The following is a 16,771-nucleotide window of genomic DNA, read 5'->3' as shown; positions in this document are numbered from 1 at the left end:
CCCTGATCCGGCTCGCCTCGCTCGAGATACGGATTTCGCACCCCCGCTCGCGATCGGAGATACGAAATCCGTATCTCGGCGGAGGCGGCCGAGGATCCAACGCCCCTCAGGGGCCTGCGCACCGCCACCCCGTAGGCTGGAGCGGTGAACGAGCAGACCGGAGGCGCGACGGGCGAGCGGGGCGCGACGGGCGAGCGGGCCGCGATCCGCTACGTGGCGATCGGCGACAGTTTCACCGAGGGCGTGGGAGACGAGCAGCCCGACGGTTCGGTGCGCGGGTGGGCCGACCTCGTCGCGCAGGGCCTCGCCGACGCGACGGGCGCGCCGATCCAGTACGCCAACCTCGCGATCCGCGGCCGCCTGCTCGGTCCGATCATCGCCGAGCAGCTCGAGCCGGCGCTCGCCCTCGGGCCGACCCTCGTCACCTTCAACGGCGGCGGCAACGACATGCTGCGCCCCGGCACCGACCTCGCGTGGATCAGCACCGAGACCGAGCGCGCGCTGCGACGTATCCGCGAGGCGGGCGCGGAACCGCTGCTGCTCGCCGGCGCGAACCCCACCGCGGGGCTGCCCGGCGGCGCCCGCGTGCGCGCGAAGGGCGACGAGCTGGTGCGGGAGGCGCGGGGCATCGCCGAGCGGCTCGGGATCCGCTTCGCCGACAACTGGAGCGACGCCGAACTCGCCGGACGGCAGTACTGGTCGCACGACCGTCTGCACCTCGCGCCCATCGGCCACCGCCGCGTGGCAGCCAACGTGCTGCGCGCGCTCGGACACCCGGCACCGAGCGACTGGGTGATCGAGGCGTCGCCGATCCCGAACCCCTCACGCCGCGAGCAGCTGCGCTACACCCGCGAGCACGTCGTGCCGTGGGTGAAGCGGCGCCTCACCGGTCGCTCGAGCGGCGACGGGCGGACCGCCAAGTACAGCGAGTGGACCTGGATCGCGCCGCGCACCCGGCCCCGGGGCTGAGCAGTTCTCGCTGAGCGGTCCTCGCCGAGCCCCTCCGCAGCCCCGCCCGCACGTTCGGGGTTTCCCGATTCATACTTCGGGATGAGCCGAAATAGTACCCCGGCACGATGCGCCGCTCCCCCGCGCCCGCCAAGCTGGAAGCATCGACCGAGCCGTGCGCCATGCAGCCGCGGCGATCCGCCCGCAGCAGGCCACACGACCGCAGCCACCGGCTGCCCGGCCGGCTCACACCGAAAGAGCGCATGTCCTTTCTCACTCGCACCAGCCTCAAGAACCGCCTGATCGTCGGGCTCGCCACCATCGCGGTGGCCGTGCTCGGTCTCATCTCGATGGGCTCGCTCAAGCAGGAGCTCATGCCCTCCATGCAGGTGCCCGCCGCCTTCGTATCGGTGCAGTCCCAGGGCCTCGCCCCCGAGGAGATGGCGCGCACGGTCACCGAGCCGGCCGAGCAGGCGCTGCGCGCGGTGCCCGGGGTGACCCGGGTGACGTCGAGCACCTCGAGCGGCACCGCCGACATCACCGTCGAGTGGACGTTTGACGAGAGCGACGAGGAGACGATCCGCACCATCCGCGCGGCCGCCGACGGCCTGAAGCCGACCTTCCCCAGCGGCACCGAGGTGCAGGTCTTCTCGGGGGGCGCCGACGACATGCCCGCGATGATGCTCAGCGCCGGAACCTCGGGCGACGCGACGGCCTTCGCCGACGAGCTCGCCCGCGAGGTGGTGCCGGCCCTGCAGGGGCTGAACGGCGTGCAGAAGGTCGAGCTGGCCGGCAGGGAGGAGCAGCGGATCCTCATCGCGCTCCGCCCCGCCGATGTCGAGCGGCTGAAGATCGACCCCGCCCAGATCGCGCCCGCCCTCGAGACGCGCGGAGCCGCGCTCCCCGCCGGGCAGGCGGAGTCCGAGCAGGGCCGGCTGGCAGTGACCGTCGGCTCCTCGCTCGGCTCGGTCGAGGAGATCGCCGCACTGCCCTTCACCGCGACCGACGCCGACGGCAACGTCAGCCTCGTGCACCTCTCCGACTTCGCCGACGTGAGCACCGAGTCGGTGCCCGCCGACAGCATCTCGCGCGTCAACGGCAAGCCCGCACTCACACTGCAGGTGTTCCCCGCGCAGGGCGCCAACGTGATCGACATCTCGCACGCGGTGTCGGCCGAGCTCGACCGCCTGGCCCCCGAGCTCGGCGGGGAATTCGTCACCATCTTCGATCAGGCGCCCTTCATCGAGCAGTCGATCCACGATCTCTCGGTCGAGGGCGGCCTCGGCCTGCTGTTCGCGGTGCTCGTGATCCTCGCCTTCCTCGGTTCATGGCGCTCGACCGTCATCGCGGCCCTCTCGATCCCGCTGTCGCTGCTCATCACTCTCGTCGGACTGTGGTGGAGCGGCAACACCCTCAACATCCTCACCCTCGGCGCGCTCACCATCGCCATCGGGCGCGTGGTCGACGACTCGATCGTGGTGATCGAGAACATCAGCCGACGCCGCGGATCCGGACCGCTCACTGTCGCGGGGGTCGTCGCCTCCGTGCGCCAGGTGGCCGGCGCGATCACGGCGTCGACGCTCACCACCGTCGCCGTCTTCCTGCCCGTCGCATTCGTCTCCGGCATCGCCGGCCAGCTCTTCCGACCGTTCGCCGTGACGGTGACCGTTGCGCTGCTCGCCTCGCTGCTCGTCGCGCTCACGATCGTGCCGGTGCTCGCGTACTGGTTCATGCGCGGGCGGACGCGACGGTCCGTCGCCGCGGTTGCCTCGGCAGATCGGGCGGATGGGGCGGACCCGGCGGCCGAACCGGCGGCGGCCGCGGAGGATCCGGATCCCGCACCGCCGCACCACGACGACGAACTCGCCGAGACCCGCTCCGCTCCCGACCGTCTGCAGCGGGCGCTCATGCCCGCCCTGGGAGCCACGCGACGTCACCCCGTCATCACGCTCATCGCCTCGACACTCGTGCTCGCAGCGACGCTCGCGATGACCCCGTTCCTGCAGAGCGATTTCCTCGGGTCGTCGGGCAACGAGAGCCTGCAACTCACGCAGACGCCCGAGCAGACCGGCGATCGAGAGCAGCTCGTCACGGCGGCGGAGCCCGTGGAACGCGCCCTCGCCCGAGTGTCCGGCGTCCGCGATGTGATGACCTCGATCCCCGTCGGCGGCACCGCCGGCATGCCCACCGCGATCTCCTACGACGTGCAGCTCGAAGACGGGGCCGACGTCGAGACCGTCGGCGACGCCGTCGAACGCGCGCTCGAGAAGGTTCCCGACGCGGGCGATGTACAGCTGCTCACCCAGGACGCCTTCGTGGGCGGCCCGGGCGGGGGCGGCATCGCCCTCCAGATCCGCGGCAACGATCCCGCTGCGCTGCGCGAAGCCAGCGACCTGCTGGAGAAGCAGCTCGCGGACTCGTCGAGCGTGCAGTCCGTGCGCAGCGAACTCACCGGGGAACAGCCCGTCATGCGTGTGACCCTCGACGAGGATCGCGCCGCGCTGCTGGGCTTCGACCGCGCCCTCGTCGCCGACGCCGTGCGCGGCGCGCTCGAGGGCACGACGGTGGGCAGCATGATGCTCGATGGCCAGGAGCGCGACATCCTGCTGCGCACGCCGGGCGCGGATCGCACCGCGGAGGCCCTCGGCGCGATCGTGCTGCCGGTCACGCCTCAGCAGACGGCGCAGGCGCAGAAGCTCGCCGCGGATCAGCTGCAGGAGAAGGCCGAAGCGGAGGCTGAGACGCAGCGCGCCAACGCCGCCGCGGAACTCGCGGATCAGCTGAACGAGGCGGGAGCCCAGAGGTCGCAGCTCGTCGCCCAGCTCGGCGAGCTGAACACCCAGCTCGCGCAGCTGCGAAGTCTGCCCGTCGTACCCGAATCACCGCGGGATCCGGCCGAAGAGGCCGTCGCCCGAGCGCAGCAGGAGCGCGCGGAGCAGCTCGCGGCGATCGAGGGGGCGATCGCCGGCGCTCAGAGCGGTATCGAGGGGCTCGACGAGCAGATCTCGGCGCTGCACCAGGCCCAGGCCGATGCAGACGAGCAGTTCGCCCAGCAGGAGCAGGCCGAGGCCGAGCAGAAGGCCGCTGCGGCGGCGACCGGCACGGCCATCACCCTCGCCGACATCGCCACCGTCGAGGAGGAGCTCACCGCGCCGACGATCACCCGCGCCGACGGCGAGCGCCAGGTCGCTCTCACCGTGACCCCGCGCTCCGGCCAGCTCGACGCGGCCAACGCGGCCGTCGAGCAGGCGATCGCCACCGCGGAGCTGCCGCCCGGCGTGAGCTTCGAGCTGGGCGGAGTGAGCGCCGAGCAGGACGACGCCTTCGCGCAGCTCGGTGCCGCGATGCTCGCCGCGATCATGCTGGTGCTGCTCGTGATGGTCGCGACGTTCCGCAGCTTCCGCGGGCCGCTCGTGCTGCTGATCTCGATCCCGTTCGCCGCGACGGGCGCGATCCTGGGTCTGCTGCTGACCAACACCCCGCTCGGACTGCCCGCGCTGATCGGACTGCTCATGCTCATCGGTATCGTCGTGACGAACGCGATCGTGCTCATGGATCTCGTGAACCGCCTGCGCGCGGCGGGGGCCTCACTCGAGGAGGCCGTCGAGCACGGCACCCGCTTGCGCCTGCGCCCGATCCTCATGACCGCGGCGGCGACGATCTTCGCCCTGGTACCCATGTCGCTCGGGCTCACGGGCGGAGGGGTGTTCATCTCGAAACCGCTCGCGATCGTGGTGATCGGCGGGCTCGTCTCATCGACGCTGCTCACGCTGGTGCTCGTGCCGATCCTCTACACCCTCGTCGAGCGCCGTCGCGAGCGGGTCTCCCTGCGCAGGGCCCGCCGCAGGGCGAGGCGGATCGTCGCGAAGCGGGCTCGGCTCGAGCGCGCTCGCGGTGCCGAGACCGGCAATGCGGGTGACGCCCCGCGGGCCGACGACATCGACACCCTGCTCGAGAACTGAGGCGCGGCCCGCGTCGCGGCATTCTAGGCCCGGGTTCACGGGGCCTCAATGGAGGCCCCGTGAACCCCACTTGTCCGCGCCGCGGTAGCCCGGCCAGCCTCAGCGCGCGAGAAGCAGCGGCGGTCGCTGCGGCCCTTCGAGCCGAGCAATCGCGACCTTGACGTCGGTCACATCGCTCCTCAGCTCGGTCACGTCGACCTTGAGTTCTTCCACATCCCCCTTCAGTTCGGTCACGCCGTTCTTCAGAACGGCAACGTCGCGCTTCAACTCGGTCACATCGCGGCCCACCGCGTCGATGCGCGACGTCGACTTCTCATCCAGCGCGTCGATCCGCGTGGAGAGCTTCTCATCCAGTGCAGCGAAGCGGTCGCCCGATTTCTCATCGACCGCAGCGAAGCGGGCACCCGTTTTCTCATCGAGCCGGTCGATGCGCCCACCGAGATTATGAGCGACCTCGTCGATACGCGTCGTGAGCTTCTCATCAACCTCACCGATGCGCGACGTGAGCTTTTCAGTGACCTCATCGATGCGCGACGTCAGCTTCTCATCGACCCCGTCGATGCGCTCGCCCAGTTTCTCGGCGATGACATCGGTGCGTCGCATGGTCCAGGCGAAGCCGACGGCCAGTGAGAAGAGCAGCCCGACGCCGGTCAGCATCGTGGTGATCGTCTCGGCTGACATCAGCGCCGCCTTTCTCCAGTCGGAAGGGTGGTTTCGCGTTCAGCTTACGACGGCTACAGCACAGAAACAGGCCGAAGTTCATATTTGTGGATAACTCCTCGCGGTCTCCGCATCCGCCTCGGTTGTGAGCGAAGTACCCGAGCACCGGGTCCCGTAAGGACCTCTAGGATTTTCCCCGACAGCGCTCGCAGAGTCCGAAGAGGTCGACCACGTGCTCGATCTCGGTGAAGCCGTGCTCGGCGCCGACCCTGCGCGTCCACTCCTCGACGACAGCGGCCGAGAGTTCGCGGGTATCCCCGCAGCTGCGGCAGATGAGGTGGTGATGGTGCCCCGTCATCGTGCACGAGCGGAACAGGTTCTCCCCCTCCGGCGACTGCAGCGAGTCCGCCTCACCGGTTTCGGAGAGGCTCCCGAGCGCGCGGTACACGGTTGCGAGGCCGATCGTCGACCCGCCCTCGCGCAGCTCCTGATGCAGCTGCTGAGCGCTCACGAACCCTCGCGCCTCGGCGAGCGCCGCTCGCACCGCCTCGCGCTGCCACGTGTTCCGTTTCGGCTGCATGGCGCGCCTCCTCTCCTGCACTGCCTCCACCGTAGCGAAGTTCGGCCCGCGGCGGCATCGCCGCTCACGCGGACTTCAGAACCTGCCTCGGCGCGATCGCACGGATCGCGAGGGACACGACGAAGATCGCCGTCATGACGAGCCCGACGGATCCGCCCGCCGCGATCCCGAACTCCCGAGACGCCCAGAGCCCGACGAGGCCGCCGGCCACCCCGAGCAGCGCCGCGATCGGCGGAATCCACTCGATGCGCGACGTCAGCGCGCGCGCCGCGGCTGCGGGCCCGATCAGCACCGCGACGCCCAGGATCGCCCCCACCGCGGGCATCGCCGCCACGACCGCGGCCGCGACCGCACCCGAGACCACGAGCTCGACCGGCCACGTGCGGAAGCCCGCCGCGGCGAATCCGACGGGGTCGAAGGTGTGGAACAGGATCCGACGCCGCATCACCGCGAGCACCGCCGCGGTGACGATGAGCACGATCGCGGTGGTGAGCACGTCTCCGGGGGACACCCCGAGCGGCGACCCCACGAGCAGTGCCTCGACCGGCACCCCGAGGCCGGAGTTGAGGCTGGCCAGCAGCGTCCCCAGCGCGAAGCCGAGCGAGAGCACCACACCGCTCGCCACCTGTCTGCCCTGCCCGGGGATGCGAGCGAGCAGCGTCATCACGAGCACGAGCAGCAGCGCGAACACAGCCTGGCCGAGCAGCAGGTTCCAGCCGAGCACCGCGAAGATCACGCCGCCGGGGAAGGTCGCGTGGCTCAGCGCGACCGCGAAGAACGAGCGCCGCCGCAGCACGATGAGCGTGCCGGCAAGCCCCGAGAGCAGACCGAGCAGCACGAGTTCGAGGGCCGCGAGCGCGAAGTAGGTCACGAGTCGGCCCCCTCTGCGGCGTCGACGCGGCGTCCCGAACTTCGCAGCTCACCCGTATCTCGGAGCGATTCCGGCGATCCGCTCCGAATGACGGGCCTGCTCCGAAGAACCGTCATCCGCAGCAGCGCCGCGAGCAGATACGCCGCGACGAGCAGCAGCACGACCACGGCGCCGGGCGACACCTTCGCCCCGGCCTCGACCGACCACTCGAACGACAGCCACAACCCCGCGATCCCCGCCGCCAGCGGCAGCAGGATCGCGATCGGCACCAGCAGTGCGAATCCGCGCGTCACGAGCCGCGCGGCCGCCATCGGCACCGTCAGCAGCGCCACCACCATGAGCACGCCGAGCGCCTGCACGCCCGCGACGGTGAGCAGCGCTACGGCGATGCCCAGGGCGAGGTCGGTGCGGAGGGTGCGGAACCCAGCAGCCTCGAAACCGGCCGGATCGAAGGCGCGGAAGAGCTGCGCCCGGCGCGTGCCGAGCACGATCAGGATCGCCGCGACGGCGACGACCAGGATCTGCCAGAGCTGGGTGGACGTCACCGTGAGCAGGCGCCCGAAGAGCAGCTCCTGCAGCTGCGACACGTAGCTCTCCTGCCGCGACACGAGCACGACGCCCAGGCTGAACAGGCCGGTCAGCACCACCGCGATCGCGGCGTCGGCGCCGATCCCGCGCCGCTCGATCACCGTGAACAGCACGGCCGCGAGCACCGCGGCCACGACCGCCCCGGGCAGCAGGCCAGCAGTGCCGCCGATCGCCGACCCCACCACCAGCCCCGGAAATACAGCGTGGACCAGACCGTCGCTCACGAACTCCATCTCGCGGAAGCTGATGAAGAGCCCCACCACTCCCGCGGCGACCGCGAGGATCGCGACGGTCACGAGCGCGCGCCACATGAACGGCAGCGCGAAGATCTCGAGGGGGGAGGCGGCGACGAGCGGGCCCGCTCCGATCAGCGTCTGGGCGAGGGGGGAGAATCCGGCGCCGGCGAGCACGCCCGCGAACGCGGCGAGCACTACTCGGTCTCCCGGGTCGTCGTCACGGTGTGCTGGTCGAGCTCGACCGTCGTGTCCTGGAAGGCGTGCTGCACGGCGTCGAGCGTGAGCGCCTCGCCGAGCGGCCCGAACGCCGCGGGGTGCCCCGGCTGGGAAGGGGTGTGGCCGCTCGCGAGCAGCAGCACATGCGTGCACGCCTGCTGCGCGATCTCGAGGTCGTGGGTCGAGACGATCACCGTGCGGCCCTCCTCGCGCAGCTCGCGCACGAGATCGAGCAGCTTGTCGCGGTTCTCGCGATCGAGGCCGTTGAAGGGCTCGTCGAGCAGCATAAGGCGCGGATCCGACACCAGTGCGCGCGCGAGGATCCCGCGCTGCTGCTGCCCGCCCGAGAGCTCGCCGAACCTGCGCCCGGCGAGCGTCGCGAGTCCCACGCGCTCGAGGGCATCGGTCACCGCCGCGCGTCCGTCGCGACCGATCGGTCGCAGGGGGCCCCGCGAGCGATACAGCCCCATCGTCACCACCTGACGCAGGCTCACCGGCAGCGCCGTGTCGCGAGTGTCCGCCTGCGGCAGCGTGCCGATGCTGCGCCGCGCCCGATCCGGAGAGGTGCCGAGCACGCGCACCCCGCCCGCGGTCAGCTCCGCGAGGCCGAGCACTCCGCGCAGCAGCGTCGACTTGCCCGAGCCGTTGGGCCCGATGAGGGCCACCGCCGATCCGGCGGGCACCACGAGACTCAGGCGCTCGACGCGCGTCTCGCCGGCATAACCGAACGCCGCGCCGTCGAGGACGAGCGCAGGCTCGACGGCGGTCTCGGGGTGCAAGGCGTCAGGGACGGAGCGCGCGGTCACTCTTGCAGACTAGCGGGAAGCGGTTCGGGCTCGACACCCCACGCCTCGAGGATCACCCGCGTGTTGTGCACGGTCGCGCCGATGTAGGTGTCGGGGCTGATGCCGTCGTCGACCGCACCCTCCGCGGAGTCCGGGGCGCCAAGCGAATCCGCGTACAGCGCCTCCGCGTCGACCACCTCGACCCCCGCTTCCTTGGCGATCGTCTGCGCGAGCTTGGGGCTCATCGACGATTCCACGAAGACGGCCTTCACCCCGCGCTCCTTGATAGACGCGACCAGAGCGTCCATCTCGGCGGCGCTCGGCTCGGCGTTGTCCTCGAAGCTCGGCAGGATCGACCCGGCGAACGCGATGCCGTAGTCGTGCAGGTAGTAGCGCAGCGAGTCGTGGCCGCTCACGAGCACGCGCTGCTCGGCGGGCACATTCTCGAACTGCGCGGCGACCCAGGCGTCGAGATCCTGCAGCTGCGCGACGTAGGCGTCGGCGCGCTCGGTGTAATCGTCGGCATGATCGGGATCGATGCGCGCGAGGTCGCCCGCGATCATCGAGACCATGCCCTCGGCGTTGCTGGGCGATGTCCAGATGTGCGGGTTCACATCGCCGTGGTCGTGGTCGTGCTCCTCCTCGGCGTGCTCGTCGTGGGCTTCAGCCTCGGCCTCGTGAGCATGCCCGTCGTGGGCATGCTCCGCATCGGCGTGATCCGCCGCCTCCCCCTCGTGCGCATGATCGTGCTCCTCGGCGCCGCCGCCCTCCGCGGTCACCTCGCGCAGCATCTCGGGATCGAGCCCGTCGGCCGCGGTGATGACCTCCCCGTCGAAGCCGGAGGCCTCGATCGCGCTGTCGACGAAGGTCTCGAGGCCGACGCCGTTGACGATGAGCACGTCGGCCTCGCCCAGAGCGAGCAGGTCGGCGGGAGACGGGTCGAAGTGGTGCGCCGAGCCGCCGGGAGCGAGCAGACCGGTGAGCTGTATATCATCGCCGCCGACCTGCGCGGCGAAGTCCGTGAGCTGCGTGGTGGTCGCCACGACCTTGAGCTCGTCGGAGGCGTCGCCGGATCCTGCTCCCCCTGCACCGCAGGAGGTCAGGGCGAGCACCGCGGCGAGCGCGGCGCCCCCCAGCGCGGCGAGGCGGAGCGGATGGCGTGAGCAGGAGGTTCGTGACATGAGTGAGCTTTCTAGATGAGAACGAATCTCAGCATACCGACCATGAGAACCATTCGCAACAAGAGCCGCCGCTTCCCCTTCCTGCTCCGCCCCCTGCTCCGCCCCGCCGTCGCGGAGTCCCAAACTGCTACTACTCCACAGTCGATACCAGCAGTTTGAGACTCCGCATCGTAGGACAACGCGAACGCGAGCGGGTGCGGGCGGGTGCGGGCGGGTGCGAGCGGTGCGGGTGCGGGGCGGTAGCGCCGCACGTAGAGTCGAGGCATGAGCGAATCCACTCTGACCGCCGTCGAACTGCACGCGGCGTTGCGCTCCGGCGAGATCTCGGCGCGCGAGACCGCAGAGCACTTCCTGAGCAGGATCGCGGAGCGCTCCGATCTCGGGGCCTTCGTCACCGTGACCGTGGATCAGGCCCTCGCCGAGGCCGCCGGGGCCGACGCGCGTCTCGCAGCGCTTCCGCCCGAGCAGCGCAGCAGACCAGGCGCTCTGCCCGCGCTGCACGGCCTGCCGATCGCCCACAAGGATCTCGTGGAGGTCGCCGGCGCGCCGACCACACGCGGCACCGCTGCCCTGCCACACGCGATCGCCGAGCACGACCACCCCGGCGTCGCGGTACTGCGCGCCGCCGGCACGATCTCGCTGGGCAAGACGCAGGTGCCCGAGTTCGGCCTCAACTCCTACTCGGAGAACCTGGTCGCGCCGCCCGCGCGCAACCCGCTCGATCCCAAGCGCACGCCGGGAGGGTCGTCGGGCGGCAGCGCAGCCGCGGTCGCCGCGGGGCTGCTGCCGGTCGCTCCGGGGAGCGACGGGGGCGGGTCGATCCGCATCCCGGCGCTCGCCTGCGGCCTCATCGGCCTGAAGCCCGGCCTCGGAACGGTTCCCACCGACGTGATCGGAGGACGCACCGACGACTTCGGAGCCCCCAGGCTCGCGGTCAGCGGCCCGCTGGCGCGCACGGCCGAGGACGCCGCGCTGCTGTTCGACGCGATGACCGGATCGCCGCGACCCGCCCTCGTCGCCGTGCACGAGGCCGATGCGGTGACGGGGCTTCGCATCGGCATGAGCACGGCGTCGCCGTTCGAGGCCGCGCACCCCACACCGCTCTCCCCCGAGGCGCTGGCCGCCTACGAAGCAGCCGCGGCCGGTCTCGCCGCCCGCGGGCATCACGTCGAAGAGGCGAGGATCGCGTACGACCCGCGCTACACCGAGGTCTTCACGAGCTGCTGGATGGCGGGGCTGTCGCTCCTCGACCTGACGCCCGAGGCCGAGGCACGCCTCACCCCCTTCACACGCACCCATCGCGAACGAGCGATCGCGACGCCGCGCGAGGCGCACCTCCGAGCGGCCGAGGAGCTGCAGGGCATCGCCGCCGGGCTGCGCGCCGAGTGGGGCCGCTACGACGTCGTGCTCACCCCGGGGCTGGCGACCCTGCCGCCGCACATCGGCGCGTTCATGGACCTCGACGCGGCCGCGGACTACCGCGCCCAGTGCGAGTGGACGCCCTTCACGTCGATGGTGAACGTCTCCGGGCTGCCCGCGATCGCGGTGCCCATGATCGAGGTGCCGAACCCCTCGGGCGGCGGACCGCTGCCGATGGGCGCCCAGTTGATCGGACGGCCGGGGTCGGAACCGCTGCTGCTGCAGCTCGCGGCGCAGCTCACGCGGGGGTGAGGGGCGGGGCGAGGATCCGCTCCCGAGCCCGGCGCGCCGCAGGCCCGCAAACCCACAGGAACTCCGCGCCTACCCCCACCGAGATACGGATTTCGCAACTCTGATCGCGGCCCAGCATGCGATACCCGTATCTCGAGCAGGGAGGCGAGCCGAAGCAGGACCTCAAGAAGACCCCGTGAGCGACTGAGGAGCAGAGGGACTCAGGCGGCCGGGTCGCCCATCAACTCGCGCGCCTGCTCCATGAGCGAGAGCGTGGCGAGCGTCTGCCCGAGCGGGCGCAGCGGCGACTCCGTGAGCCCCTCGGAGATGCAGCGGGCAACCTCGAGCGCCTCCCAGAACAGCTGGGTGTGCGCGAGCGCGGGTTCGTCGTAGCGCAGCTCCTCGCCGTCGTGGAAGCGCACGACGACCGGCCCCGGCTGGTAGAAGGGCGCCTCCAGCTCGAGCGTCGCCTCGGTGCCGGCGATGTAGGCGGCGGTCGGGGTGTCCGCCATCATCGAGGCGCTCACGGTGGCCAGCCGATCCCGCTCGTCCGCGAGCAGTGCGTGGAACTGCCCGATCGCACCCGGCCCCGCGATCCCCGGCACCGCGTGCCGCATGCCGTGCGCGACCGTGACCCGCAGGCCGGGCAGCACCTCGTTGGCGAACATCATGACGTAGGTGCCGATGTCGTTCATGGCGCCGCCGCCCTGCGCGGGGTCCATGGCGCGGTGATGGTCGACGAGACGCTCGCCGAGGTTCGCCGAGACCTCGACGATCTCGCCGAGCATGCCGCTGTCGACCACCTGTCGCACGACCGAGTAGCGGGGCAGCGCAAGCGACCACACGGCTTCCATGGCGAACAGCCCCTTCGCTCGGGCGAGTTCAACGAGCTCCCGGGCCTCGGCGACGGTCGGCGTCAGGGGCTTCTCGATCAGCACGGGCCGGCCTGCCTCGAGCGCGAGTCGCGCGTGCCCGAAGTGGTCGAGGTGACCGGTCGCCACGTAGACCACGTCGGCGTCGGCCGCGACGAGCTCCTCGTAGGAGCCGTAGGCCGATTCGATGCCGTGCTCAGCGGCGAACGCTTCAGCGCGGGCCCGCGTGCGCGACCCGACGGCGACGATCCGCTGGTTCGTCGAAGCCTGCAGTGCCTCGACGAAGCGGGCGGCGATCCACCCGGTGCCGAGGATCGCCCAGCGCAGCGAGGGGCCTGACCTCGGGTCGGGGACGTCGGGGAGGGGCAGGATCCGCTCACTCATCGGGGCTCCCCCGATCCCGCACCTGCGGCTGATCCCGATCCCGCAGCCAGCCCCGAGGCACCGGCCGAGCCTGCGCCCGCGACCGCGACGAATGCCCCGCCCGCCCGCATCGACGCCACCGCCGCCGCGGCCACGCGGGTCGCCGCCGCACCGTCTTCGACGCTCGCGAGCGCCGGCGCGCGCCCCTCGCGCAGCGCCGTCACCCACTCCTGCAGTTCGAGGCGGTAGGCCTCCGCGAAGCGCGGGCGGAAGTCCTCCGGGATGCCGGTGCGGCTCGTGAGCCCGGTCGCCATCGCGACCCGGTGCGGCTCGGTGATCGAGACCGCTCCCGTCTCGCAGACCACCTCGCAGCGCATATCGTATCCGTAGCGCGCGTTGAGGAACACCTCGACGGTCGAGAGGGCCCCGTCGGCGGTGCGGAGGAGGATCAGGAAGGGATCCCGCAGCCCGCCGCCCGTGCCGCTGGGGGCCTCCGGAGCATGCCAGCTCACCTCGGTGACGGGCGAGTCGAGCAGCCACGGCACGAGGTCGAGGTCGTGGATCGCCGAGTTGAAGATGACGGTCTCGTCGGTGGCACCGGGTCCGGACGCGACGCCGCGGCCGATCGAGTGCACCATCACGGGGCGGCCGTGCGCACCCGAGGCGACGACGCGCTTCTGCTCGACGTAGCCGGGATCGAAGCGACGCATGAAGCCCTGGTGCACGAGGGGGATCCCGTCGCCCACCGCGGCGCGGTGCGCGACGAGGACCCGATCCGCCTCCTCGACCGAGTACGAGAGCGGTTTCTCGCAGAGCGTCGGCTTGCCCGCGGCGATACAGGCGAGCGTCTGCTCGGCGTGCAGGAAGTCGGGCGAGGCGATGAGCACCGCGTCGACCTCGGGGTGGGCGATGAGCTCCCGGGGGTCGCTCAGCGCGATCGCGCCGACGGCGGCCGCCGCGGCGCCGGCGCGCTCGGGATCCGGATCCGCGACCGCGGTCACCGTCGCCCCCGAGACTTCTCCATGCAGCAATTGTGCATGGAAGGCGCCCATGACCCCGGTGCCGATGATGCCGATCCTCATGCGATGCTCCTCACGGTCTCACAAATCTGCTCTCGATGGCCGAGTGACTACTGGTCGTATGCCCCGGGCACGTTCTGATCCCAATCGATGATCGATCCCGTGACCACACCGCTGCGCTCGCTCAGCAGGAAGACGACCGCGTCGGCGATCTCGTCGGGCTGCCCCAGCTTGCCCATGGGCTGCGCCGCCTCAGCCCGCGAGAGCCAGTCGGCATCGGCGTCGTGGAACGTCTGCTGGGTCGCGTGCTCGCCGGGGGTGGCCGTCCAGCCGATGTTGAGGCCGTTGATGCGGATCCGGTCGAAGCGGTGCGCGAAGGCGGCGTTCTTCGTGAGCCCCGCGAGGCCCGCCTTCGAGGCCACGTACGGTGCGAGGTAGGGCTGGCCGCCGTGCATGGACATCGAGATGATGTTCAGGATCGTGCCGGGAGCGCGGCGGCGCCGCATGTCGCGCACAGCGGCCTGCATCGTCATGAACGGCGCCACGAGGTTCACAGCGAGGTGCTCGTCGAGCAGCTCGCGCGTCGTGTCGAGCAGGGTGCCGCGGCTCGTCGCGCCCGCGGCGTTCACGAGACTGTCGACGCGGCCGAAGCGCTCGACCGTCTCGGCGACCGCTCGCTCGGCCTCGCCCGGAACGGCCATGTCGGCCACGAGCGCGAGCACCTCGGCGCCGTGGCCGCGCAGGCGCTCAACGGCTCGCTCGGCCTTCTCAGCGCTGCGCCCCACGATCGCGATCCCCTCGGCGCCCTCCCGCGCCGCGGCCTCTGCGATCGCGAGGCCGAGGCCCTGCGTTCCGCCGGTCACGAGCAAGACCCTGCCCTCCATCAGCTGCTGCATGTCGCGCTCCTTCACTGCTCGTCATTCTGCGCGAGGCGCCCGGGCCGGAGCGGTAGACCGCTCGCCGTGTACACCTCGTCGATCAGTGCCATCGTGCGCCGCGAGCGGTCGAGCCCCTCGCGCGAGCGGTCGTCGCGCCGCACCGCCTCGCGGATCCTGCGCAGCTGGTATTCGTACGACGAGACCGAGCCGACGCGCTCCACGCGTTCCACGGCACCCGCCCCCGTCGTCGTGCGCACCATCAGGCGGTCGTCCTCCTGCGGCTTCACGTAGTTCGGCAGCAGCACCTCGCCCAGACTGCCCACAACGCGCAAGCTGAAGTCCCACGGATCGCCCATGCTCGCATGCATCGCTACGGGCGCATCCCCGAGCGCGAGCCGGGCACGCACGGTCGCGTCCACGCGCTCGTCGCCGGTCCACGGATCCGCCTCGGCCGAGATCAGCTCCAGGCTCGCCCCGACGGCGTCGCCGAGCAGCAACAGCCCGTGCAGCGCGTAGCAGCCCAGGTCCATCAGCGCGCCGCCGGCGAGGTCGAAACTCCAGCGGGGGTCGCTCGGAGCGGGGGCCGGCATATCCATGTGCACGTCCACCTCGCGGATCTCCCCGATTTCTCCGGAGCGCACGACGTCGAGCAGGCGCTGTACCGCGGGATGGTCGGCGTAGTGGAACGCCTCCCAGGCCCACCCCGCGGCGCCGTCCATGCGGGCGGCGACGGCGTCGAACTCGGCCAGGTTCGCCGCGAAGGGCTTCTCGACCAGCACCGAGCGCCCCGCCTCGAGCGCCTTCGCAGTCCACTCGGCGTGCAGGCCATTCGGCAGGCCGATGTAGATCAGGTCGAGCGAGTCGTCGTCGACGAGCGCCTCATAACTCTCGCGGATGCCGTCGTAGCCGTGCTCCGCGGCGTAGGCGCGGGCGCGCTCGGGATCCCTCGCCGCCACCGCGGCCCGCACGTCGCCGGTCTCGCGGCTCGCGTCGGTGACCGCGAGTTCGGCGATGCGCGAGGCGCCCAGCAGTCCGATCCTCAACGGTGCATCGACGGCCGCGGCGCTCATGCCGCCACCGCCTGGCGGATGAACTCGACGCTGCGGCGCGCGTTGTCGAGTGCGCGCGCCGCGTCGTCGTCGTTCTCCACCACGGTGTCCTGCTCGAGCACGTACCAGCCGTCGTAACCCGCGCGTCGCAGAGCGGTCAGAATCTCGCCGATGCGGGCGTCCCCGGCTCCGAGCGCCTGGTACATGCCCTGCCGCACGCCCTCGCGATAGTCGATCTCGCCGGCGCGCACGCGGGCAGCGACCTCGAGACTCACGTCCTTGAGGTGGGCGTGCACGATGCGGTCGGCGTACCGCATCACGAGGTCGACGGGGTCGCCGCCACCCAGCGTGTAGTGGCCGGTGTCGAGGCAGAGCCCGATGCGCGATCCCTCGATCACGCGCGCGACCGCCTCGGGCGTCTCCACGACCGTGCCGAGGTGCGGGTGCAGCGTGGCCACCACCCCCACCGCGGCCGCGGCATCGAGCGCTCGGTCGAGGTTCGCGAGCAGGGCGGCCCACTCCGTGTCGCTCAGCTCGGCCGCACCGTCGTAGCCCTCCTCGCCGGTCACTGCCGACAGCACCATGGTGCCGGCGCCGGCCGCCGCATAGGCCTCGAGTTCGCGCTCGATCGCAGGCAGTGGGTCCTCGTCGGCACCGGGTTCGGCAGTCCTGTGCAGCACCACCGGGAAGAACCCGCCGACTGCCTGCAGGCCGGCCTCGGCGAGCGCCGCGGCTCGCTCGGCCGGCGCGTCGGGCAGAAAACCCTCGGGTCCGAACTCGGTGGCCGCGATTCCGAGGCCCACCATCTCCGAGAGCACCCGCCCGCGGTCGAGCTGCACCCCCCAGTCGGGAACCTCGATGACACCCCAGCTGATGGGGGCGGAGGCGATGCGTGCGTTCATTGTGGCTCCTT

14 protein-coding genes are annotated in these 16,771 nt (G+C 71.4%); 3 read left to right on the top strand and 11 right to left on the bottom strand.

What is annotated here, in order from left to right:
* Positions 1 to 144 precede the first annotated feature (144 nt).
* Together AC0KXF_RS12805 and AC0KXF_RS12800 are read left to right on the top strand one after the other, a co-directional pair.
* Complete coding sequence (locus AC0KXF_RS12805; RefSeq protein WP_473109548.1) at positions 145 to 969, top strand: SGNH/GDSL hydrolase family protein; 825 nt, start codon at positions 145 to 147, stop codon at positions 967 to 969.
* Between the two features lie 242 nt (positions 970 to 1,211).
* Positions 1,212 to 4,910: an efflux RND transporter permease subunit gene (locus AC0KXF_RS12800; RefSeq protein WP_473109547.1), complete on the top strand. Its 3,699-nt coding sequence runs from the start codon at positions 1,212 to 1,214 to the stop codon at positions 4,908 to 4,910.
* 99 nt (positions 4,911 to 5,009) lie between these two features.
* On the opposite strand, the gene AC0KXF_RS12795 is transcribed toward AC0KXF_RS12800, so the two are convergent.
* From AC0KXF_RS12795 to AC0KXF_RS12770, 6 genes are all read right to left on the bottom strand, one after another.
* Entirely contained in the window at positions 5,010 to 5,567 is a 558-nt protein-coding gene (locus AC0KXF_RS12795; protein WP_473109546.1) for a hypothetical protein, read from the bottom strand.
* A 187-nt stretch (positions 5,568 to 5,754) separates the two neighbouring features.
* Entirely contained in the window at positions 5,755 to 6,150 is a 396-nt protein-coding gene (locus AC0KXF_RS12790) for a Fur family transcriptional regulator (protein ID WP_473109545.1), read from the bottom strand.
* 64 nt (positions 6,151 to 6,214) lie between these two features.
* Complete coding sequence (locus AC0KXF_RS12785; protein WP_473109544.1) at positions 6,215 to 7,021, bottom strand: metal ABC transporter permease; 807 nt, start codon at positions 7,019 to 7,021, stop codon at positions 6,215 to 6,217.
* On the bottom strand, positions 7,018 to 8,040 hold the full coding sequence (locus AC0KXF_RS12780; protein ID WP_473109543.1) for a metal ABC transporter permease: 1,023 nt from the start codon (positions 8,038 to 8,040) through the stop codon (positions 7,018 to 7,020). The genes AC0KXF_RS12785 and AC0KXF_RS12780 overlap by 4 nt, the downstream gene beginning before the upstream one ends.
* Complete coding sequence (locus tag AC0KXF_RS12775; protein ID WP_473109542.1) at positions 8,040 to 8,867, bottom strand: metal ABC transporter ATP-binding protein; 828 nt, start codon at positions 8,865 to 8,867, stop codon at positions 8,040 to 8,042. The genes AC0KXF_RS12780 and AC0KXF_RS12775 overlap by 1 nt, the downstream gene beginning before the upstream one ends.
* The gene (locus AC0KXF_RS12770; protein WP_473109541.1) at positions 8,864 to 10,027 is read right to left on the bottom strand and encodes a metal ABC transporter substrate-binding protein; all 1,164 of its coding nucleotides are present in this window, start codon (positions 10,025 to 10,027) and stop codon (positions 8,864 to 8,866) included. Before AC0KXF_RS12770 ends, AC0KXF_RS12775 begins: the two co-directional genes overlap by 4 nt.
* Positions 10,028 to 10,291: 264 nt before the next feature.
* On the opposite strand from AC0KXF_RS12770, the gene AC0KXF_RS12765 reads away from it, so the two are divergent.
* Positions 10,292 to 11,698, top strand: a complete 1,407-nt coding sequence (locus AC0KXF_RS12765; protein WP_473109540.1) for an amidase — start codon at positions 10,292 to 10,294, stop codon at positions 11,696 to 11,698.
* A 200-nt stretch (positions 11,699 to 11,898) separates the two neighbouring features.
* Here AC0KXF_RS12765 and AC0KXF_RS12760 read toward each other — a convergent pair whose 3' ends face one another.
* Genes AC0KXF_RS12760 through AC0KXF_RS12740 form a run of 5 tightly spaced genes read right to left on the bottom strand, consistent with a single transcriptional unit; the run spans position 11,899 to position 16,760 of the window.
* The gene (locus AC0KXF_RS12760) at positions 11,899 to 12,933 is read right to left on the bottom strand and encodes a Gfo/Idh/MocA family protein (RefSeq protein ID WP_473109539.1); all 1,035 of its coding nucleotides are present in this window, start codon (positions 12,931 to 12,933) and stop codon (positions 11,899 to 11,901) included.
* On the bottom strand, positions 12,930 to 13,994 hold the full coding sequence (locus AC0KXF_RS12755) for a Gfo/Idh/MocA family protein (RefSeq protein WP_473109538.1): 1,065 nt from the start codon (positions 13,992 to 13,994) through the stop codon (positions 12,930 to 12,932). The genes AC0KXF_RS12760 and AC0KXF_RS12755 overlap by 4 nt, the downstream gene beginning before the upstream one ends.
* Positions 13,995 to 14,041: 47 nt before the next feature.
* A complete protein-coding gene (locus AC0KXF_RS12750) occupies positions 14,042 to 14,827 on the bottom strand; it encodes an SDR family oxidoreductase (RefSeq protein WP_473109537.1) in 786 nt (261 codons plus the stop codon).
* Positions 14,828 to 14,838: 11 nt separating this feature from the next.
* Positions 14,839 to 15,879 carry a Gfo/Idh/MocA family protein gene (locus AC0KXF_RS12745; protein ID WP_473109536.1) on the bottom strand — a complete coding sequence of 347 codons (1,041 nt, stop codon included), beginning with the start codon at positions 15,877 to 15,879 and terminating at the stop codon, positions 14,839 to 14,841.
* Positions 15,876 to 16,760, bottom strand: a complete 885-nt coding sequence (locus tag AC0KXF_RS12740; RefSeq protein WP_473109535.1) for a sugar phosphate isomerase/epimerase family protein — start codon at positions 16,758 to 16,760, stop codon at positions 15,876 to 15,878. The genes AC0KXF_RS12745 and AC0KXF_RS12740 overlap by 4 nt, the downstream gene beginning before the upstream one ends.
* Positions 16,761 to 16,771: the final 11 nt, after the last annotated feature.

It is taken from the genome of Leucobacter holotrichiae (assembly GCF_055791005.1).
The sequence above is the reverse complement of the archived record's forward strand: the minus strand, read 5'-3'. Positions and strand labels throughout refer to the sequence as shown.